Annotated in this window: 14 protein-coding genes; all 14 read left to right on the top strand. The window is 48.0% G+C overall.

Translation table 11 applies throughout. From position 1 onward, the window contains the following. Positions 1–20 precede the first annotated feature (20 nt). Positions 21–623, top strand: a complete 603-nt coding sequence (gene grpE, locus ACDE64_RS16655) for a nucleotide exchange factor GrpE (RefSeq protein WP_411347560.1) — start codon at positions 21–23, stop codon at positions 621–623. A 393-nt stretch (positions 624–1,016) separates the two neighbouring features. Then, positions 1,017–2,849, top strand: coding sequence for a molecular chaperone DnaK (gene dnaK / locus ACDE64_RS16650; RefSeq protein ID WP_411343227.1), 1,833 nt, complete (start codon positions 1,017–1,019; stop codon positions 2,847–2,849). Positions 2,850–3,092: 243 nt separating this feature from the next. Beyond that, positions 3,093–4,211 carry a molecular chaperone DnaJ gene (gene dnaJ / locus ACDE64_RS16645; RefSeq protein WP_411347559.1) on the top strand — a complete coding sequence of 373 codons (1,119 nt, stop codon included), beginning with the start codon at positions 3,093–3,095 and terminating at the stop codon, positions 4,209–4,211. A 207-nt stretch (positions 4,212–4,418) separates the two neighbouring features. Beyond that, positions 4,419–5,396: a 50S ribosomal protein L11 methyltransferase gene (gene prmA, locus ACDE64_RS16640; protein WP_411347558.1), complete on the top strand. Its 978-nt coding sequence runs from the start codon at positions 4,419–4,421 to the stop codon at positions 5,394–5,396. A gap of 2 nt (positions 5,397–5,398) precedes the next feature. After that, positions 5,399–6,085 (top strand): site-2 protease family protein, encoded by a 687-nt coding sequence (locus ACDE64_RS16635; protein WP_411347556.1) that lies wholly within the window; start codon positions 5,399–5,401, stop codon positions 6,083–6,085. 472 nt (positions 6,086–6,557) lie between these two features. After that, positions 6,558–7,121 (top strand): alkyl hydroperoxide reductase subunit C, encoded by a 564-nt coding sequence (ahpC, locus tag ACDE64_RS16630; protein WP_411343223.1) that lies wholly within the window; start codon positions 6,558–6,560, stop codon positions 7,119–7,121. A gap of 44 nt (positions 7,122–7,165) precedes the next feature. Beyond that, entirely contained in the window at positions 7,166–8,695 is a 1,530-nt protein-coding gene (ahpF, locus tag ACDE64_RS16625; RefSeq protein ID WP_411347555.1) for an alkyl hydroperoxide reductase subunit F, read from the top strand. A gap of 142 nt (positions 8,696–8,837) precedes the next feature. Next, a complete protein-coding gene (locus ACDE64_RS16620; protein WP_411347554.1) occupies positions 8,838–9,335 on the top strand; it encodes a hypothetical protein in 498 nt (165 codons plus the stop codon). A gap of 17 nt (positions 9,336–9,352) precedes the next feature. Continuing rightward, on the top strand, positions 9,353–9,574 hold the full coding sequence (locus tag ACDE64_RS16615) for a hypothetical protein (protein WP_411347553.1): 222 nt from the start codon (positions 9,353–9,355) through the stop codon (positions 9,572–9,574). Positions 9,575–9,862: 288 nt separating this feature from the next. Further along, a complete protein-coding gene (locus ACDE64_RS16610) occupies positions 9,863–10,639 on the top strand; it encodes a 16S rRNA (uracil(1498)-N(3))-methyltransferase (protein WP_411347552.1) in 777 nt (258 codons plus the stop codon). A gap of 2 nt (positions 10,640–10,641) precedes the next feature. Further along, positions 10,642–11,988, top strand: coding sequence for a tRNA (N(6)-L-threonylcarbamoyladenosine(37)-C(2))-methylthiotransferase MtaB (mtaB, locus tag ACDE64_RS16605; protein ID WP_411350323.1), 1,347 nt, complete (start codon positions 10,642–10,644; stop codon positions 11,986–11,988). A gap of 175 nt (positions 11,989–12,163) precedes the next feature. Further along, positions 12,164–13,534: a class I SAM-dependent rRNA methyltransferase gene (locus tag ACDE64_RS16600; protein ID WP_411347551.1), complete on the top strand. Its 1,371-nt coding sequence runs from the start codon at positions 12,164–12,166 to the stop codon at positions 13,532–13,534. Between the two features lie 457 nt (positions 13,535–13,991). Next, on the top strand, positions 13,992–17,543 hold the full coding sequence (addB, locus tag ACDE64_RS16595; protein ID WP_411347550.1) for a helicase-exonuclease AddAB subunit AddB: 3,552 nt from the start codon (positions 13,992–13,994) through the stop codon (positions 17,541–17,543). Further along, positions 17,530–22,032, top strand: coding sequence for a helicase-exonuclease AddAB subunit AddA (addA, locus tag ACDE64_RS16590; RefSeq protein WP_411347549.1), 4,503 nt, complete (start codon positions 17,530–17,532; stop codon positions 22,030–22,032). Before addB ends, addA begins: the two co-directional genes overlap by 14 nt. The last annotated feature ends 178 nt before the right edge of the window (positions 22,033–22,210 follow it).

Raw genomic sequence — 22,210 nt, 5'->3', positions numbered from 1 at the left:
TTTTAAGGAGGTGAACAATCTTGAATAAAGAGCAATCCTTTCAAGAGAACAACAATCCGGAACAACAGCCGGTAAATGAAGCCGAAGCAATGGAAAACGTGGAATCGACAGAAACTACGGAACAGGACAACACTTCCGAAGCAGCAGAAACGCCGATCGAAGAAGTTGTATCCCGTGCTGAGCTGGAACGCGTACAGGCACAAGCCGACGACCAAACCCAGCGTTTGCTGCGCGCACAAGCTGATTTTGACAACTTCCGTCGCCGTACACAAAAGGAAAAAGAAGATCTGGCAAAATACGCTTCCGCAGGCTTGATTACCGAACTGATCCCGGTTATCGATAATTTTGAACGCGCGATGGCAACCAAACCGGATAGCCCGGAACTGGAATCCTTCAGCAAAGGCGTAGACATGATCTTCCGCCAACTGTCTGATGTACTCAAAAACACAGGTCTGACACCAATGGAATCTGTAGGTCAACCATTCAACCCTGAATTCCATCAGGCTGTGATGCAGGTCGAATCCGACGAACACGAAGAAGGAACCGTCGTCGAAGAACTGCAAAAAGGCTACATCCTCAAAGACAAAGTCATCCGCCCAGCAATGGTCAAAGTCAGCGGTTAATAACAACATTATTTGTGCCTACGATCAAATCCAAGTAAGCCGAATAAGTATATTTCAATGCTTTTAAAAGTATATTTAAAAGCTCGTACTACGAACCAATAAATACAATTTTGGCACAGCCAAAATTCACAGCTAAGCCCACTACTTAGCAACTTCTAAAATTGACCTTGTTATTGAACTCACATGCTCGTGTTCGCACGGAGCGTAGGGAAGGGAATAAGGGAAAAGGACGACTTTGGAGCTGCGGGAATCTTCATTTCCAACTACTCCAAAAGATTCCCGCGGCTCCACCGAAGTCCGTTCCCTTATCCCTTCCCGAAGCGGTCTGCCAACACCCAGCAAAGTGAGTACTCAAAACAAGTCCAATTCCAAAACAGGGAGGAAATTTAAGTCATGAGTAAAGTAATCGGTATTGACCTTGGTACAACCAATTCATGTGTAGCAGTAATGGAAGGCGGCGAAGCAGTCGTTATTCCTAACCCGGAAGGCGCACGTACAACCCCTTCCGTAGTTGGCTTCAAAAAAGATGGTGAGCGTATCGTTGGTGAAACAGCAAAACGTCAATCCATCACTAACCCGGATCGTACGATCAGTTCCATCAAGCGTCATATGGGTACAGATCACAAAGAAACCATCGACGACAAAAACTACAGCTCCCAAGAAATCTCTGCTATGATCCTGCAAAAGCTGAAATCCGATGCAGAAGCATACTTGGGTCAACCGGTAACACAAGCTGTTATCACAGTTCCCGCTTATTTCAACGATAGTCAGCGTCAAGCAACCAAAGATGCTGGTAAAATCGCAGGTCTGGAAGTTCTGCGTATCGTCAACGAGCCGACAGCAGCAGCGCTGGCATACGGTCTGGAAAAATCCGAAGATCAAACGATCCTCGTTTATGACCTGGGCGGCGGTACATTCGACGTATCGATCCTGGAACTGGGCGATGGTTTCTTCGAAGTAAAAGCAACAAGCGGTGACAACCACCTCGGTGGTGACGACTTTGACCAAGTCATCATTGACTATCTCGTAAGTGAATTCAAAAAAGATCAAGGTATTGATCTGAGCAAAGATAAAGCAGCGGTACAACGTCTGAAAGACGCAGCTGAAAAAGCGAAAAAAGAACTGTCTGGCGTACTGACAACGACGATCTCTCTGCCGTTCATCACAGTTGCAGACGGCGTACCTCAGCATTTGGAAGTAAACTTGACTCGTGCCAAATTCGAAGAACTGACTGCATCTCTTGTAGAGCGTACCCTCGGTCCAACTCGTCAAGCGATCAAAGACTCCGGTCTGAGCGCTAACGAAATCGACAAAATCGTTCTCGTCGGTGGTTCGACTCGTATTCCGGCCGTACAGGAAGCGATCAAAAAACTGACTGGCAAAGACCCACACAAAGGCGTTAACCCGGATGAAGTAGTTGCTCTGGGCGCAGCCGTTCAAGCGGGCGTACTGACTGGTGATGTAAAAGACGTCGTTCTGCTGGACGTAACTCCACTGTCCCTCGGTATCGAGACAGCAGGTGGCGTATTCACCAAAATGATCGATCGCAACACAACGATCCCAACTAGCAAATCGCAAGTGTTCTCCACTTACGCGGACAATCAGCCTAGCGTTGAGATTCACGTTCTGCAAGGGGAGCGCGAAATGGCAGCAGGCAACAAAACACTGGGTCGTTTCATGCTGGGCGATATTCCAGCTGCACCACGCGGTGTACCACAAATCGAAGTTACTTTTGACATCGATGCGAACGGTATCGTTAACGTATCTGCAACGGACAAAGGTACAAACAAAAGTCAAAAAATCACAATCACTTCTTCCAGTGGTCTGAGCGATGAAGAAGTTGAGAAAATGATGAAAGACGCTGAGCTGCACGCAGAGGAAGACCGCAAGCGTAAAGAGCTGGTTGAAGTGAAAAACAGCGGTGATCAACTCATTTACCAAGTGGAAAAAACAATCAAAGATCTCGGCGAAAAAGCGGATGCAGGCGAAGTCGAAAAAGCAAATGCTGCAAAAGACAAGCTGAAATCCGTACTCGAAGGCGAAGACGTAGAAGCGATCAAAGCAGCTACCGAAGAGCTGAGCACTGTTGCACAAGCATTGGCAGTGAAACTGTACGAGCAAGCACAGCAGGATCAACCAGCTGGTGATGCAGCACAGGGCGCTCCGAAAAACGACAATGTCGTAGACGCTGAATACGAAGTTGTTGACGAAGACAAAAAAGATTAATCATCCAAACATGTTTGGAATGGGAAGGTCAAAGCCGGGGCATCCCGTGCTTTGACTTTCATTTTTTATGTCCGCATGGTATAAACACATAGTGGCATACGATGAACGGATGAGTGTACAGTTGGATGAAGTGCAGCACCGTTTCATACAAATACAGCAGTGAATAGCTACATGCCCGATCTGGGGAAAGTGAACCCTGATGTTGGATGTCGTGTAGTGTAATCATGAAGTGGAGGTGGACCGATGGCGGACAAACGCGATTATTACGAGGTGCTTGGCATAGGCAAAGATGCCTCTGATGATGATATTAAAAAGGCATACCGCAAGCTGGCGCGCCAGTATCACCCGGACGTCAACAAAGAGGCGGATGCAGAAACAAAGTTCAAAGAGGTCAAAGAAGCTTACGACGTACTGAGCGATTCGTCCAAACGGTCGCAGTATGATCAATACGGTCATATCGATCCGAACCAAGGTGGATTTGGCGGATTCTCGGCTGGCGGTGGCGGCTTTGGCGATATTTTTGATATGTTCTTTGGTGGCAATGGCAGACAGCGTAACCCGAATGCACCGCAGCGTGGTAACGATCTGCAATACACGATGACATTGGAGTTTAAGGAAGCGATTTTTGGTAAAGAAACGGATATTACCATCAACCGTACCGAGAATTGCGATGTGTGTAACGGTAGTGGTGCCAAACCGGGCACTGAACCGAAAACATGCTCCGTCTGTCATGGCTCTGGACAGGAAGAAGTAGTACAAAATACGCCATTCGGACGTATGGTGAATCGTCGCAGTTGTTCCAATTGCGGAGGCACCGGTACAATCATCGAAGAGAAATGCGGTAATTGTAACGGTGCAGGTCGTGTGAAAAAACAACGCAAAATCCATATTCGCATCCCTGCTGGTGTGGATGACGGTTCGCAAATGCGCGTAAATGGTGAAGGTGAAGGCGGCGTGAAAGGTGGTCCTCCGGGCGATCTGTATATCGTATTCCGCGTAAAAGATCATGATTTCTTCCAACGGGAAGATGAAGATATTTATTGCGAAATCCCGCTTACCTTTACACAGGCAGCGCTTGGCGACGAGATCGAAGTGCCAACATTGACCGAAAAAGTAAAAATCAAAGTGCCGGCAGGTACACAGACAGGTACGTACTTCCGTCTGAAAGGCAAAGGCGTTCCACGTCTGCGCGGTACTGGTCAAGGTGACCAGCATATCAAAGTTGTGGTCGTGACGCCGAGTACGTTGACTGACGACCAAAAAGAGCTGCTGCGTCAATTCGGTTCATTGAGCGGCGAGAAAACACATGAAAATGAACAGTCGTTCTTTGATCGTGTGAAACGCGCGTTCCGCGGTGATTGATACGTCGCAGTGATGCACAAGTACAAAAGGAATTGTAGAAGAAGCCCGGTTCTTTCGCGGAACCGGGCTTTTATACTGTGAACGTACTTGGATGTGTAATAATGGCTTTGTTTTGTATTTTGAATTAAATCAGGAATGTGTAGTACAATGAAGCGTAATGCAAACCGGGCAGTGACAGGTCCGATGACGATCAGGAGGAATGAAATCATGTTATGGCATGAATTGACGATACATACGACGGAGCAGGCAGTGGAGATGATCTCTAACTTTTTGCATGAAGCAGGCGCAGGTGGCGTGACGATTGAAGAATCGGGTACGCTGAACAAAGAACGTGATACCTCATACGGACAATGGTATGAATTGCCACTGAACGATATTCCAGAAGGTCTGGCAGTCGTACAGGGGTATTTTTCAGAGGATATCGATATGGACACCATTGCAGCTGAGATTGGTACTCGTACTGCGCAGCTGAAGGAGTTCGGTATCGATGCTGGTGAAGCGTCGATCTCAGTGCGCACTGTGGATGAAGACGATTGGGCAAATGCGTGGAAGCAATATTTTAAACCGATTCGTGTGTCTGAACGTCTGACGATCAAGCCGACATGGGAGGAGTATACGCCACAGAGTGAGCAGGAGCAGATTATCGAACTGGACCCGGGTATGGCGTTCGGAACAGGTACCCATCCAACCACATCGCTCTGTCTGCGTACGCTGGAAACAGTGATCAAGGGCGGCGAAGAAGTGATCGACGTTGGAACCGGCTCCGGTATTCTGGCAATCGGTGCAATCAAGCTTGGTGCAAAAAGTGTACTAGCGCTTGATCTGGACCCGGTAGCGGTATCCAGTGCGCGTGAGAATACGCATCTGAACGGTCTAGATGACCGTATTATCGTCCACGAGAGCGATCTGCTGTCTGTGCTCAAAGCAGAAGCTAACACAGCGGAGAATGCGCTCAACGTTACGCTGCCGGTACAGGTAGTTGTAGCGAATATTTTGGCGGAAATTATTTTGCTATTTATCGACGATGTGTATGAAGCGCTGCCTGTAGGCGGGGTGTATATTGCATCCGGTATTTACAAAAATAAAGAAGAAGTCGTGCATCAAGCGCTGGAGCAAGCTGGCTTCGAGATTGAAGGCGCTCATCGCGATGAAGATTGGATCGCGTTTGTGGCGAGAAAGAGGTAAGTATGGATTTTCTGAACAATATTCTGTTTGTACCTCTGAATATTTTGCCGTTTTATGTGCTGGCACTAGTAATCGGCTTTACGGTGCATGAATTTTCCCATGCATATTTTGCTAACAAGTTTGGTGATCCGACGGCAAAGATGCTAGGGCGAGTGACATTAAATCCGGCAGCACATGTTGATCTGCTTGGTTTGGTTTTGCTGTTGATTGCAGGCTTTGGCTGGGCGCGTCCAGTGCCGGTGAATCGTGCCAACTTCGACCGCCCGCGCTTGATGGGCATTATCGTATCAGCTGCGGGACCGGTGAGTAATCTGCTGCTGGCGCTGGTGACTGTAATCATTTATTACGGACTGAACTACTTTGGCGTGATCGGTTCGTTTGCGAATAATCGAATTGATATTGCGATCGTTACTTTTGTGCAATACATGGTATTGATGAACTGTTTCCTGTTTATTTTCAATCTGATTCCATTGCCACCGCTCGATGGATATCGCATTCTGTCCGATTGGTTACCGCCACGGATTAGTTACAAGCTGCAACGAGTAGAACAATGGGCAATGCTGATTTTCTTGTTGCTATTATTCCTGCCACCGCTGCGTGCAGTCACGATCCAACCGTTATATGGATTAGCGGGATCATTATCTGAAAGCTTCTATACACTTGCTGGGTATATTTTTGGCGGTAGGTAGTATGTCGCTCCTATGATGCAACGCAACGTTCATTGAAGCTATATTGTTCTATAGGATAATCCAATTAGGTTAAATGTAAAATATCCTAATATCTTGACGATTAACAAAATGCCGATACACAGTGTCTTTCGCTGTTATCGGCATTTTGCTTTTTCATGAACTTCATGAAGATTGATTGGAAGTGAAAATGAAAACGGAAAATGCTGTATTGTAAACGCTCTATATGCAAAAGGGCAAATATGAACAAATATTGAACTTTTATCAGTCAAAATAGATACGAAAATGGGCAAAATCGTGAAAATCACAGACAGGAAAATATAGTTCATCGTATGCTAAAATGAAGATTGAGTGAAGTGTAGCACATCACTTGACATTACCCTGCAACAAGTATGATAATGATTCTCAGATTGTATTTATTCTAAATACAGATGACATCATTCAAAAAATCATTGGATATAGGAGGAATTATATTATGTCTCTTATCGGTAAAAAAGTAGATTCTTTCAACGCAAAAGCATTTCACAACGGTGAATTCATCGACGTGTCCGAGCAAAACTTCCAAGGCAAATGGAGCATCGTTTGCTTCTATCCAGCGGATTTCACATTTGTTTGCCCAACTGAACTGGGTGACCTGCAAGATCAATACGCTACACTGAAAGATCTGGGCGTAGAAGTATACTCCGTATCGACAGATACTCACTTCACACACAAAGCATGGCACGATCATTCCGACGTTATCAGCAAACTGGAATACATTATGATCGGTGATCCTTCCCAACGCATCTCCCGCATCTTCGACGTTCTGGATGAAGAAGAAGGTCTGGCACAACGCGGTACATTCATCATCGATCCTGAAGGTGTTGTACAAACGGTAGAAATTAACGCTGACGGTATCGGCCGTGATGCAAGCACACTGGTTGATAAAATCAAAGCAGCTCAATATGTACGTAACAACCCAGGTGAAGTATGCCCTGCTAAATGGAAAGAAGGCGGCGAAACGCTGAAACCAAGCCTGGATCTGGTTGGTAAAATCTAAGTTTCAATAGAGATCAAGCATTTACGGATAAGGAGCATGAGCACATGGTATTAGATGCAGAAATGAAAACACAACTCTCTCAATACCTTCAACTTCTGGAAAGCGACATCGTGCTGAAAGTTAGCGCTGGCGATGACAAAGTTTCTCAGGAAACGCTGGAGCTTCTGAACGAACTTGCTGCCATTTCTTCGCGCATCAAAGTGGAAACAGCTGTGCTGGAACGCACGCCAAGCTTTAGCGTAAATCGTGTTGGCGAAGACACCGGTGTTGTATTTGCCGGTGTTCCGCTTGGACACGAATTTACTTCCCTTGTGATGGCACTGCTCCAGGTGAGCGGTCGTGCGCCGAAGGTCGATGACAGTCTGATCGCTCAGGCAAAAGCGGTGAAGGGCAATTATACATTTGAAACGTATGTTAGTCTGACATGCCACAACTGTCCAGATGTCGTGCAGGCACTGAATATTTTGAGCGTGCTCAACCCGAACATTACGCACACGATGATCGAGGGCGGCGCATTCAAACACGAAGTGGATAGCAAAAACATCATGGCAGTACCAACCGTACTGCTGAACGGTGAAGCATTTGGTAGCGGTCGGATGTCCTTGCAAGATATTTTGTCCAAATTGGGCGCAGGTCCAGATGCGGATGAACTGTCTGAAAAAGAAGCCTACGATGTGCTTGTAGTCGGCGGCGGTCCTTCCGGTTTCAGTGCGGCTGTATACGCAGCACGTAAAGGTATTCGTACTGGTCTAGTAGCTGAACGCTTTGGTGGTCAGGTGATGGATACAGTTGGGATCGAGAACTTTATTAGCGTGAAGTACACCGAAGGTCCTAAGCTGGCAGCCAGTCTGGAAGAGCATGTGAAGGAATATGGCGTAGACATTATGCCATCCCTGCGTGCAAAACGTCTGGAGAAAAAAGATCTGGTTGAAGTAGAACTGGAAAACGGCGCGGTACTGAAAAGTAAAACCGTTATCCTATCTACGGGCGCACGCTGGCGCAATATCGGCGTACCGGGTGAAGCAGAATTCAAAAACAAAGGTGTCGCTTATTGCCCGCACTGTGATGGTCCTCTGTTTGAAGGCAAACACGTTGCAGTTATTGGTGGCGGCAACTCTGGTATTGAAGCTGCAATCGACCTCGCTGGTATCGTTAAGCATGTAACCGTTCTTGAATTTGCACCAGAATTGAAAGCCGATTCCGTGTTGCAGGAGCGTCTGTACAGCCTGCCAAACGTAACGGTTGTCAAAAATGCGCAAACAAAAGAAATTACTGGTACGGATACAGTGAACGGTATTAGTTATATCGACCGCGATACGCTGGAAGAGCACCATGTAGAGCTGCAAGGTGTGTTCGTTCAGATCGGTCTGGTGCCTAACACCGATTGGCTCAAAGACACGCTCGAACTGACTCGCATGGGTGAGATCGTTGTTGATAAGCACGGCGCAACAAGCGTTCCCGGCGTATTCGCAGCCGGCGATTGCACAGATAGCGCGTATAAGCAGATCATCATCTCAATGGGCTCCGGCGCAACAGCTGCACTGGGCGCATTTGATTACATGATCCGTCATTAAGTTTATTGTAAAGCATAAATAAAAGTCCTTCTGTCGTATCGATTCATTCGATCATGGCAGAGGGACTTTTGCTGTTTTATAATAGAGGAAATCGAATAGTACGTTTGATACATGATAAAGTAGGACAAAAAGGAGCGCAGCGATGTCCTGGATATTAGAGGATATGAACGGAAATACATTGCATGTTCATTTTGAATATTTGACAAGAGAGGATACTGATTCTTTTTCTACAGCAAATGGCTGGGAAGAAGGATTCCATTGGGAGGTGTATTTGGCACAAGGTTCTTCATTCGAAGCGTTCAAATTAGTGGATAAACATGGTTATATTCATGGCTGCATTGCTTACAGAAAAGACTTTGATAATCTTTTCGTAGAAGTGGCTTTGGTTGAAAAAGCTCCTATCCATCGTCGAGGTTCACTATACATAAACGTAGGTAAAATTTTACTCGCACAGGCGTATAAAACAAGCTTTGATTGTCAATTTGATGGATATGTTGTACTGACACCGAAAAGCAAATTGATTGAATATTACACGAATGTATATCGAGCTACTTTTATCGGCAATGTCAATCATCATCCGCGGTATCTGCTTGATCCGGCTGTAGGTAGATCTTTAATTGTGCTATACTATAAACACTAGAAAAGGATGTGATGAATATGTCCAATCGGGTAAAAGCAAAAATGATGAACGCCAATGATCAACCGAATACCTTTACGAACAAAAGTCGTTCAAGCCAATCATTGTCCAGCCTGAATCGGAGCACATTGCGTACTAGTGTGCAGATGTCTGTTCATGCGCCTCTTTCAGATGATGATGCCAAAGTGATCGGCGCTCGCATTGACGAGATTCGTAGACAAACGCGAAATGATCATTCCTAAATAATCAATTGTTCATAAAATAAAATATATTTCTTGATTAGATTAATCAAATGACATTCTGAAGAGTGTCATTTTTTATTTTATCGCGCGAATGACAATTTATCCTGAACACCTAGCCCTCACTGGTTAAAAGTTGTATGATAGAAATTCAGGGATTCACTTCGATATCCTGTTCTGCTGTGTTAGTATGCCCGGCTTGTAGGTACATAATTCGGGCTATTTGAATGCAAGCGGTACAGAATTATATACTAGTAGTAAGGAAAATGTCATACAGAAAGTGGATGAAGGATGCAGCGATATTTTGTACCGGCAGAGCAATTCAGTGAGCAGCAGGTCATCATTACTGGCGAAGATGCCCGGCATATTATTCGGGTGATGCGTTCGCAGGAAGGTGATGAATTCATCGCCTGTGATGGCAAGCAACTGGATGTGCTGGCTGAAATAATCAATATGGATGAAGGCATCGTAACGGCACGTATTGTAGAGCGATTGGAACAATTATCGGAAGCCCGCGTGCAAGTGACGATTGCGCAAAGTTTGCCAAAAGGCGATAAGATGGAGACAGTCATTCAGAAATGCACCGAGCTGGGTGCAGCGTCCTTTGTGCCATTTTTGTCCAAACGTACTGTTGTGCAGTATGATGCTCGCAAGGAAGAAAAGCGATTGCAGCGCTGGAGCAAGATTGCCAAAGAAGCAGCGGAGCAAAGTCACCGTAGCCGTGTGCCGCAGATCGAACACGCGCTGACGTGGAAGCAACTACTCGCATCGCTGGAAGCATACGATCTAATTTGTTTTTGTTATGAAAAGGAAAATGGACACCAGCTTCGCGATGTGGTGCAGCCATTTGCCCGTGAATTGAACGAACGCACAGCACAGGAACAGTCTGCTCGTGTGCTGATCGTCGTCGGACCGGAAGGTGGATTTACCGAACAAGAAGTGGAGGAAGCCGAAGGGCGAGGAGCGACATCAACCGGATTGGGACGACGCATTTTGCGTACCGAGACGGCAGCGATGACCGCACTTGCCTGTATCATGTATGAAACCGGAGAAATGGGAGGAATGTAATGATGCCATCTGTAGCGTTTTACACTCTGGGTTGTAAAGTGAACTTCTATGATACCGAAGCCATGTGGCAATTGTTCAAAAATGAAGGATATGAGCAGGTCGATTTTGAAGAAAAAGCGGCTGATGTATATGTCATTAACACCTGTACGGTAACCAATACCGGCGATAAGAAAAGTCGTCAGATTATTCGCCGTGCTGTTCGTCGTAATCCAGATGCAGTGATCGCTGTCACGGGTTGCTACGCACAAACCTCTCCGGCGGAGATTCTCGATATTGAAGGCGTCGATCTTGTCGTTGGTACACAGGATCGTGACAAGCTGATGGATCATGTACGTAGCTTGCAAGAAGAGCGGCGTCCAATCAATGCGGTACGCAATATTATGAAGACGCGCGAATTTGAGGAGCTGGACGTACCGGATTTTGCTAATCATACGCGTGCATTTTTGAAAATTCAGGAGGGCTGCAACAATTTCTGCACCTTCTGTATTATTCCGTGGTCGCGTGGTCTGTCCCGTAGTCGTGCTGCAAGCAGTGTGATTGCGCAAGCACATCAACTCGTAGCGGCAGGATACAAAGAAATCGTGCTGACCGGCATCCATACCGGCGGTTATGGCGATGATCTGGAAGATTATGATCTTGCCGATCTGCTGTGGGATCTGGATAAAGTCGAAGGTTTGGAGCGGATTCGTATCAGTTCGATTGAAGCGAGTCAGATTGACGACCGCGTGCTGGACGTGCTGAATCGTTCGTCCAAAATGTGCCGTCATTTTCATATTCCATTGCAAGCAGGCGACGACAATGTATTGAAACGGATGCGTCGTAAATATACCGTTGCTGAATATGCAGAGAAAATCCGCCGTATCCGTCAAGCGATGCCGGACGTAGCGATTACTACCGATGTCATTGTCGGCTTCCCAGGCGAAACGGAGGAAATGTATCGTAACGGCTATGAGCTGATGAAGTCGATCGGCTTTTCTGAAATGCACGTCTTCCCGTATTCCAGACGTACTGGCACACCAGCTGCACGTATGGAAGATCAGGTGGATGAAGAAGTGAAAAATGCTCGTGTGCACGAACTGATCGATCTGTCCGAGCAAATGCAGTTATCGTATGCAGAGAAATTCGTCGGTCATGTGCTGGATATCATTCCAGAAAATAATGACAAAGGTTTATTCGGTGATGGTATGATTGCTGGATATAGCGATAACTATTTGCAGATTGCTTTTGAAGGTTCGGAAGAGCTGGTCGGCAAGCTGTGCCGCGTGAAGCTGATAGAGCCGGGCGTCAATACAAGTCAAGGTCAACTTGTGCGCGTCTTGGAGCAAGAGCCAAGCAAGATCGCGCAGTAAACGGAATGACAGTGTGTCACAGTTGAACCTATACAATGTATATAAGATGTGCACGAATAGAGTTTGAGATATGCATGAACAGAGGATTTCGTTTTGCATGTCCGGTTCAGAGCCGGAGCAGCAGGATGAAATCCTTTGTTTTGCTGTTAGGAATTTATCAAAGGAGTGAACAGAATTGGCAAATATTATTTTGCATCAAAAACGAAAAAAACGGTTGGAGCAAGGGCATCCGTGGATCTTTGAAAGTGAAATCGCCAGCGTAGAAGGCGAGCCGCAGGGTGGACAGGTTGTGCATGTGCTGAATCATCAGCGTAAATTCCTGGCATCTGGTTATTATAACCCGGCTTCCAAAATTACAGTGCGTGCTATTTCCAGACAACCGATAGAGGAGATGGATCAGGCATTTTTTGCCAAACGGTTTGCATGGTGTCTTCAGCATCGGGGACGCTTTTTACCGGAAGAAAATGCGTATCGTCTCGTGTATGGGGAAGCTGATTTCCTACCGGGTCTGATCGTGGATCGGTTTGGCGATGTACTCGTTGTACAGCTGCTCACGCTGGGGATGGATCAGCGTCGTCAACAGATCGTAGACGCGTTAGTAGAAGTAGTGCAGCCGCAAGGCATTTATGAACGCAGCGATGTGTCTGTGCGCAAGCTGGAAGGATTGGAAGAGGTCAAAGGATTGCTGTACGGCGAATGCCCGCGCCATGTGACCGTATCGGAAAACGGTCTGCTGATCAAAGTAGATATTGAAGAAGGTCAGAAAACAGGCTATTTCTTCGACCAGCGTGAGAACCGTGCTTCGATTGCACCGCTCATGCTCGGCTGGGGAGAACGCAGCGGTATTACGATGCAGCAGGTGGAACAGGACGGACAACACATCACTGCTCCGGTTAATCGTAAAGGTAAAGTTGTCGATTTCCCTTACTGGGATGGCGCAACGGTACTGGAATGCTTTTCCCATACGGGTAGCTTCACATTGAATGCGTGCAAATACGGCGCCAAAAAAGTAACCTGTCTCGATATCTCCGCTCATGCGATCGAAAGTGCACAGGAAAATGTACGCTTGAATGGATTTGAAGAACGTGTGGAGTTTGTCGTAGCCGATGCATTTGACTATTTGCGCAGCAACGCCAGAGGTCTGGACGAGCGACGTAATCGTGCTGCTGTCGATAGCAAGCAAGATACTTCTGTCCCCATGACAGCAGGCGGCGGACGTAGCTGGGATGTCGTTATCCTTGATCCACCGGCATTTGCCAAAACGAAAAGCGCAGTTCAAGGCGCTGTACGCGGCTACAAAGACATCAACTTGCATGGGATGAAGCTCGTTAACGAAGGCGGCTACCTCGTGACAGCTAGCTGCTCATACCATATGAAACCGGAACTGTTTCTCGAAACGATCCAAGATGCTGCTCGCGACGCTGGTAAAATCCTGCGCCTGATCGACTGGAAAGCCGCAGGCAAAGACCACCCACAAATTCTGGGCGTCACCGAAGGTCACTACTTGAAATTCGCAATCTTCGAAGTCCGCAGCGCAGACTTTTAAGAAGTATCGCCAGTGATGGATGGAACAAGCGTACTATTTTGCATATATATATCCAATCATTGCATTCTGCGTGCAAGATCATGATCCATGTAACCGAACCCGTTATCGTTTGCAAAGCCGTTATAGTATAATAAACCCACGGTGAGGAATCCCCTCCGCCTATCGTACCGCTTCGTACGCTACAGGCGGAGGGCTTTTCCATGTCCATGCATCTGTTACACGCAATGAGTGTATACCTATCATTCCACACATCAAAATGATTGAGCTTGTTGAACGTACAATCAGGTGCTATACGAAAGCTTCAAAACCGCTCCAACCTGTGCCCAAAACCGCTACATATCCAACTTCATCTTGTACCTGTATTGAATTTTGCATCCATGTGGAGTACATTGAAGTATAAAGAACATATGTTCTCTAATGAAAATAAAGCCCATCCCAATTTAGAGGTGATGTTCCCATGCCCCTTACATTTATACTAGGTCGCTCTGGTAGCGGCAAAACAACGACAATCATCAACCGGGTCATTGATCAGATTAGCGCCGATCCGACCGGATCACCGCTGCTGATCATCGTACCGGAACAAGCTTCCTTTCAAACCGAGCACGCCCTTATCCGTAGCTCGCGTCTGAGTGGCAATATGCGTGCCAGCGTTTACGGCTTTCGTCGTCTGGCTCAACTCGTTCTGCGCGAAGTGGGCGGCTCTGCCAAAACGCCGCTGGGTGATGAAGGCAAGAAAATGCTGTTATACAAACTCATTCAGCAGCACCAGCCACAGCTGCGACTGTTTGGCAGCGCAGGTGATCAATTTGGCTTTATTAGCCAGCTAAGCGAGCTGTACAGCGAGTTCAAGCATTATTCGCTGACCGCAGATAAGCTGGAGGAATACGTCAGTCAGGCGGCAACCGGAATCTCGCCGCTACTAACAGACAAGCTGCATGATTTGCAACATATATATCAGCAATATGAATCCGGGCTATCCGGTCTGTATGTGGATCGCGACGATACGCTGAACGATCTGGCGCTAGCATTGCCGCGTTCCCAAGCGCTGGAAGGCGTGCAAGTATGGATTGATGGCTTTCACAGTTTTACGATGCAGGAATATGCTGTTATCGCTGCCTTGCTGGAAAAGGCAGTATCAGTTACCGTATCGCTGACGCTGGATACTCCATATATTCATGAACAGCCGGGTGAGATGGAACTGTTTTATCAGCAGGGAATGGCGTTTCGCCGTTTGTATCAGCTGGCAGAAGCGCTCGGTCATGCCGACGAGCAGGCGATAGAGAATCTGTCTACCGATACAACCACCGTGCCGATTCGCTTTCGCACGAGTCCACAGCTGGCTCAGTTGGAAAAAGGCTACCGAACGCGTCAAGCATGGAGCCGCAGTCAAACTGCCAATCATGACAAGGGAGAGCTGTCTGTTCATTGTGCACCGGATCGTCGTACCGAGATTGAAGGTGCATTGCGCGAAATGGTACGACTGGCACGCGACGAAGGCGCACGCTGGCGCGATATGGCAGTATTCGTTCGTAATTTGGAAGATTATGAGCATCTGATTGCGCCGCTACTGGATGATTACGGGATTCCGTATTTTCTGGATAAACGACGTGGTATCCTGCATCATCCGCTATCGGAATTGATGCGCTCCGCTCTGGATATTGTGATGTACAACTGGCGCTATGAGGATGTATTTCGCTGTATCAAGACCGGTTTGTTAGTTACGCTGGATGAGCAGGTCAGTCAGACCGATCTGGATCGACTGGAAAATATGGTACTGGCATCTGGTATTCACGGTCATCGCTGGGCGGACGGTCGTCCGTGGCAGGGAATGCCCAGCTTATCGCTGGAAGCGGATGAACCCGAGAAGCAGCAGAGTGAACGTCAACAGATGCTATCACAGCAAATGGAGCTCGTACGTAAGCGTGTTGCTGAACCGTTATCCCGTTTTGAAAAGAAGATCAAAAAAGCGAAGCATGCTACGTCGCTCTGTATCGCCCTTTACGAATTGCTGGACGATCTGAACATTGCTGACAAGCTGGAACAGCTCAGTCATCGTGCAGCACAACATGGTGATCCATTACGCGCTCGTGAGCATATCCAGATCTATAGTAATGTCATGGAGCTGCTAGATCAGGTTGTCGATATTATGCAGAAAGATAAGCTGGAACTGGAAGCCTTCTCCGGCTTGCTGGAAACCGGTTTGTCCGGTTTGCGACTTGGTGTTGTGCCGCCTGCCCTTGATCAGGTGCTGATCGGCTCATTGGATCGGACACGTCCGCTGGATATTCAATACGGATTTGTGCTTGGTGTGAATGATGGCATTGTGCCATCTGTCTTTGCCGATCAGGGAATTCTGAATGAAGCGGAGCGCCTTAATTTGACGGAAGGCGGATTGGAGCTGGCGCCGGGCATTACGCGCCGTCAGCTGGATGAACGCTTTATCGTATACCATGCGTTGACGGTAGCGAGTGAGCGGCTGTGGATCAGCTATGCGATGAGCGACGAAGAAGGTAGAGGTCTAATGCCGTCTGAAGTCATTACGACGGTCAAAGGTCTATTTCCGGGCATGCGTGAGCACAATATCTGCCTGACTGCCGGGATTCGTCAGACGCCGGAGGAGCATCTGGAATTGATCAGCACGCCACAAACGACGCTGCCGCACCTGATCGGACAGTTGCGTGATTGGAAGCAGGGCACCGATATCCCGATGATATGGTGGCATACGCTATCGTGGTATGATCGTCAGCCAAGTTGGCAACCGCAATTGCAGTTGCTATTACGATCGCTGGATTACGCCAATGAAGGCACTCCACTACAAGCAGCAACAAGTCGTCATCTCTATGGCAGTACGCTGCGCACCAGTGTATCGGGTATGGAGCAGTTTGTATCGTGCCCATTTGCCCATTTTGCTTCCCGTGGCTTGAAGCTGCGCGAACGGCAGGAGTATCGCCTAAAAGCGCCGGATATTGGACAGCTGTTCCATGCGTCACTAACAACACTGGCAAAGGATTTGCAAAGCTCCGGTCGCAACTGGGGCGATCTGACGCCAGAGGAATGTGTACAGGCGGCGGAAGCGGCGGTCGACAAGCACAGTCCGCGCTTGCAGGGGGAGATTTTGCTCAGTTCCAAACGATACGGTTATATTACGCGGAAGCTGCGGGATATTGTGAGTCGTGCTTCCGTCATTATCGGGGAACAGTCACGCCGTGGACAATTTGAGCCACGTTATCTAGAATTGGCTTTCGGTCCGAATGGGGAATGGCCACCGCTGCAATTTACGCTGGATAATGGATATACGATGGAGATCGTTGGACGAATCGACCGGGTGGATGTGGCAGAAGGTGAGAATAATCTGCTCATTCGCATCATTGACTATAAATCCAGCTCTACCGATTTGAAGCTGCATGAAGTGTATTATGGACTGGCGCTGCAAATGCTCACGTATCTGGATGTACTGCTAACGCACGCGGAAGACGTGATGGGCAAAAAAGCAGACCCCGCGGGCGCATTATATTTTCATGTGCATAATCCGCTGCTGCAAGCAGGCAATCGTTTGAGCATGGAACAATCGCAGCAAGAGCTGCTCAAAAAGTTCAAAATGAAAGGTCTACTGATGGCAGATCGCGACGTCATTAGCAAAATGGACACGACGCTCGAAAAAGGATATTCGTCCATTTTACCAGTAGCGATCAAGGCAGATGGTGGATTTTACAGCAGTTCAGCGGTTGCATCGCCGGAGCAGTGGCAGGAGCTATTACGCAATGTACGCCATACTGCGAAGCAGATCGGTAGCAGCATTACCGATGGTGCGACAGACATTACTCCGTATCGAATCGAGCAGGAAAAGGCATGTACGTTCTGTGCCTATAAACCTGTTTGTCAGTTTGACGAGAGCATCAAGGGGAACAATTATAACTTACTGAAAAAGCCGAACAAACATGAAACTTGGGAACTGCTGCAAAACCGGCAGGACGGGCAGAAAGGAGATAGCAACCATGAGCAACGATGATTTGCATGTTCATGATAGTCAATATGACGACAATAAGCGGACTACCGAATCTAACGAATCCTATGTGAGCGGACAACAAGATGAGTTGTTTGGAAATGTTGATGAGAATAGTGAGCGTGCACGGGCTTTGCAGCAATTGCATATGCCAAGACCGGATAATAGCACTTGGACGGACGATCAGTGGAACGCCATCTCCCTGCGCGGTAACAATCTGTTGGTCGCAGCAGCAGCTGGTTCTGGTAAAACGGCGGTTCTGGTTGAGCGCATCATCCGTCAGGTTATTGATCCGCAATATCCGCTTGATGTGAATCGGATGCTCGTTGCGACCTTTACGAAGGCAGCGGCAACCGAGATGCGGCAACGGATTCGGGCAGCACTGGATCGCGAAGTGCTGAATCGACCGGAGGATGAGCGGCTACGTCGACAGCTCGCGCTGATCGGACAAGCGTCGATTACGACGTTGCATTCCTTTTGCATGGAGGTTATTCAGCGGTATTATGCGATGATTCCGCTAGATCCAGGTTTCCGTATCGCCAGTGAAAATGAATGCGCGATGATGCGCGAGGAATTGCTGGAAGAATTGTTTGAGGAGAAATATACCGAGGAAGAAGAACGGGACAATCGTCAGTTTCACCGCTTGATCAACTGGTTCGGCGGCGAGCGCAGTGATGATGCAGCGATGAAGCTGGTTGAGCGATTGTATCATTTTGCACGCAGTCATCCGTGGCCGGAGCACTGGTTGCGGGAGATGGCGAATGCGTTTTATGTGGACAATGCGGTACAACTGGAAGAATCCACATGGGTGCGTCAGATTGTGAGCGATGTGCAGGTGGCGCTAGATGGGATGGAAGCTGTGTTGCTGCAAGCGATAGAAACGGCACAGCTACCAGGTGGTCCGGCGGCGTATGTAGAGACGCTGAATGCTGATCTGGAACTGATTCATCGGTTACAAGATATTGCGGCGATTCAGCCATGGTCGGAACTGTATAAGTCGTTTCAACAGGCGGCGTTTGGCAAGCTGAAACCGGTACGTAAGGACGGTCTGGATGTGCGCATTCAGGATCATGTCAAACAAATGCGCGAAACGGTGAAAAAATCGTTATCCGAGATAAGCGGACTGTTTTTCGGACGTACACCAGATGAGTTTGCTCAGGAATTGCGTGAAGCGGCTCCGCTGATGGAAGAACTGGCAGAGGTCATTATCCGTTTCAGCGATAAATATCAGCAGGAGAAGCAGCGGCGCGGTTGGGTCGACTTTTCCGATCTGGAGCATTATGCGCTGCACATTCTGCGGCATCCTGATTCGACACCGGAGCATGTAGTGCCGTCAGCGGCTGCACTGGAATATCGTCAGCGCTTTGACGAGGTGATGCTGGATGAGTATCAAGATACAAACTCGGTGCAGGAGCAATTGGTACGCTTGATTTCGCGTGATGTACCGGGCAATCGGTTTATGGTAGGCGATGTGAAGCAGAGTATTTATCGATTCCGTCTGGCAGAGCCGGGATTGTTTTTGGAAAAGTATCATCAGTATCGCGATGATTGGAGTGGGAAGGGGCGTCGCATTGATCTGTCCCGTAACTTCCGCAGTCGTGAGCAGGTGGTGGATGCGGTCAATATGATTTTCCGCCAGCTGATGAATGTGAAGGTAGCGGAGATTGAATACGATGAGCGCGCCGAATTGGTCGCAGGTGCATCGTATCCGGCGGGCGCGCCAGAATCTGTCAATGATTATGCACCCGAATTCTGGTTGCTAGAACGGAGTGGCAACGATTCGTATGCTGCTACGGATTATGGCGAAGAGGAAGGTGCTGTCGTCGATGATTCGGAGCTAGAAGCGGCACGCTTGGAAGCACAGGCGATCATCCGACGCGTGCGGGAGATGACGTCACCTGATGGCAAACCGTTAATGATTTACGATAAAGGTCTGGACGATCTGCGTCCGGCGGAATATCGGGATATGGTTATTTTGCTGCGCTCGACGATGATCTGGGCACCGCTGATGATCGAGGAATTGCAGCTTGCTGGGATTCCTGCATATAGCGATGTGGAGCAAGGATATTTTGAAGCGGTGGAAGTGGATATTATACTATCGCTATTAGAAATTATCGACAATCCACAGCAGGATATTCCCCTTGCATCCGTTCTGCGCTCGCCGCTGGTCGGTCTAAATGAAGACGAATTGGCAAACGTACGGCTGGCGCAAAAGCAAGTGACCTTTTACGAGGCATTGCTGTCGCTGGTGGATACACATCGTACAGTCAATGATGAGCATTCTGTTGATGAAGAAGGACAGTCGTATCCTATGCTTCCTAATGATGCACTGCATCAGTATGACCAACCAGCGGTTGTAGCTGATGTTGACGATATGCCAGCTGTGGAAAATGAGATTCCGAGTCATGCTGTCAATGAGGATGATGCTTCATTGTTTGGCTCCGTGCCAGCACATATAGAAGGTGAGCATACAGGTGACGAAGCAATGCGAGACGCTTCAACCTTCGTTTCAGCAGATTCTATGTCTATTCATCCTGCGTCTGATGCACAGAATATTTCGCAAGCATTGCGACTGCGTTTGCAGCGCTTTTATGATCAATTGCAGAGCTGGCGTGCCGAAGCGCGTGAAGGTGAGTTGGGCGACCTGATCTGGCGCATTTATCGGGAAACGGGATATGTGGACTGGTTGGGCGGATTGCCCGGTGGTGTGCAACGTCAGCACCATTTGCGCATATTGTATGAGCGTGCACGGCAGTTTGAACGTTCGACATCATCGCGCGGATTGTTCCGCTTTTTGCGATTTATTCGGCGATTGAAGGATACGGGTGGCGATCTGGGCGCAGTATCTGGCGGTGCAGAGGAGAATGCGATCCGAGTGATGACCATTCACAAAAGTAAAGGTCTGGAGTTCCCGGTCGTCTTTCTTGCAGGCATGTCCAAAATGTTTAATATGCAAGATTTGAATGCGCCTTTCTTAATGCATAAGGAGCTTGGATTTGGTCCCAAATTTGTCGATGAAGATACACGGGTGAGCTATCCGACTTTGCCCAATCTAGCAATTCGCCGCCGTGGTATGAATGAACTGTTGGCAGAGGAACTGCGTGTACTGTACGTAGCACTGACTCGTCCGCGCGACAAGCTGATCATGATTGCTACCGTCAAGGACTTGGATAAAAAGATTGCGTCATGGAGTCAGATTCAAGAGTATCCAGCGTTGGAACTGCCGGATTATCTGCTGTCCCGTGCGCGTAGTTATCTCGATTGGCTCGGCCCTGCCTTCATGCGCCATCGTTCTGCCACCTTGTTCCGCGAACGAAGCGAAGCTGCTGCCGCACCGTATGCGGCAGTGCTAGCTGACGACCGATCAGAATGGCAATTGAGCATTATCGATACACGTCAGCTGCTGAACGAAGTAGCCAGTGAGGAACAGGATGAGCATGGTATTCGCGAAGACGATGCCAAATGGAAATCTCTCCAACATCAGCATGCCCCGGATTGGCAGCAACTGCTAGACACTGCACGGCATCATAAACAACATCTACCAGCACCACATCTAGCTTCGGATGATGGTACAGCGGATATTGCGAATGAAGAAATACTAGAAGCACAGCTGGAACAGCAACAGCGTGAATTGGAACAATCTATTCATGAACGTTTGTCTTGGCAGTATCGATATGAGCAAGCCGCACATATTGCAGCCAAAACAACAGTCAGCGAATTGAAGCATCAGCTCGTGTCCGAAGATGCACCTGATGCCGATCTGTGGGAAGACATCTGGAATCTCAATCCATTGCTGCAAAAGTATATGCGCCGCGTGGAAGAGACATCAAGTGCCGATCACACAAGTTCAATATCCAGCGATCTCGTATCGTCTACTACGGGAACGACAGAATCCAATGCTACGTCGTCCAATCCAACGCTTCAACTGAACCGCGACAACAGCTTGAAGCTGCACCGTCCCAAATTCATGGAGCAAAAAGGTCTGACCGGTGCAGAGCGAGGCACAGCTTATCATACTGTAATGCAGCGTGTACCACTAGATACAAGTCGCGGTGTGACCGTAGAGGATGTAGAGCAGGTCAAACAGCGTCTTGTGGAAGATCAGATTTTGAGGCAAACAGAAGTCGATAGCGTCACAACGAGCGATATTACAGGATTTTTCGAAATAGAGCTTGGTCAGCGCATGCTTCAAGCAGATTGGATCAAGCGCGAGCTGGCATTCAGTTATGGCTTACCTGTCAATGATGCTGGTGATGTGATGCTAACGCAGGGCATTATCGACTGTCTGTTTCGTGAAGGTGAGCGCACGATTCTGGTCGATTACAAAACTGACCGTGTGCTGGAACATCAGGGCGGTACGGCTGCGCTGGAAGAACGCTATCGTGTACAATTGGAGCTGTATGCGCAAGCAGTACAACAGTCACTCGGCTGGAAAGTAGATGAGCTATGGCTCTACTTCTTCGACGGTCAGCAGGAAGTTCGTTTGAGCGTATAATGTATTGTTAATGAGAGTGCAAAGGCATCCTATATTGAAAATGATTGATTCATATGAATATAAGAAATCATATATCTAAACGTACTGATTCAAACTCTACACGGAATGAACCAAATTCAAGTGTCGGATTTTCATTCCATTTCATCTTATTCAGCTAATAAATATATTCAACCAACAA

The organism is Paenibacillus sp. WLX2291 (assembly GCF_046603665.1).
In the GTDB taxonomy this organism is placed as follows: Bacteria; Bacillota; Bacilli; order Paenibacillales; family Paenibacillaceae; genus Saccharibacillus.
This window is presented reverse-complemented; position numbering and strand designations above follow the sequence as displayed.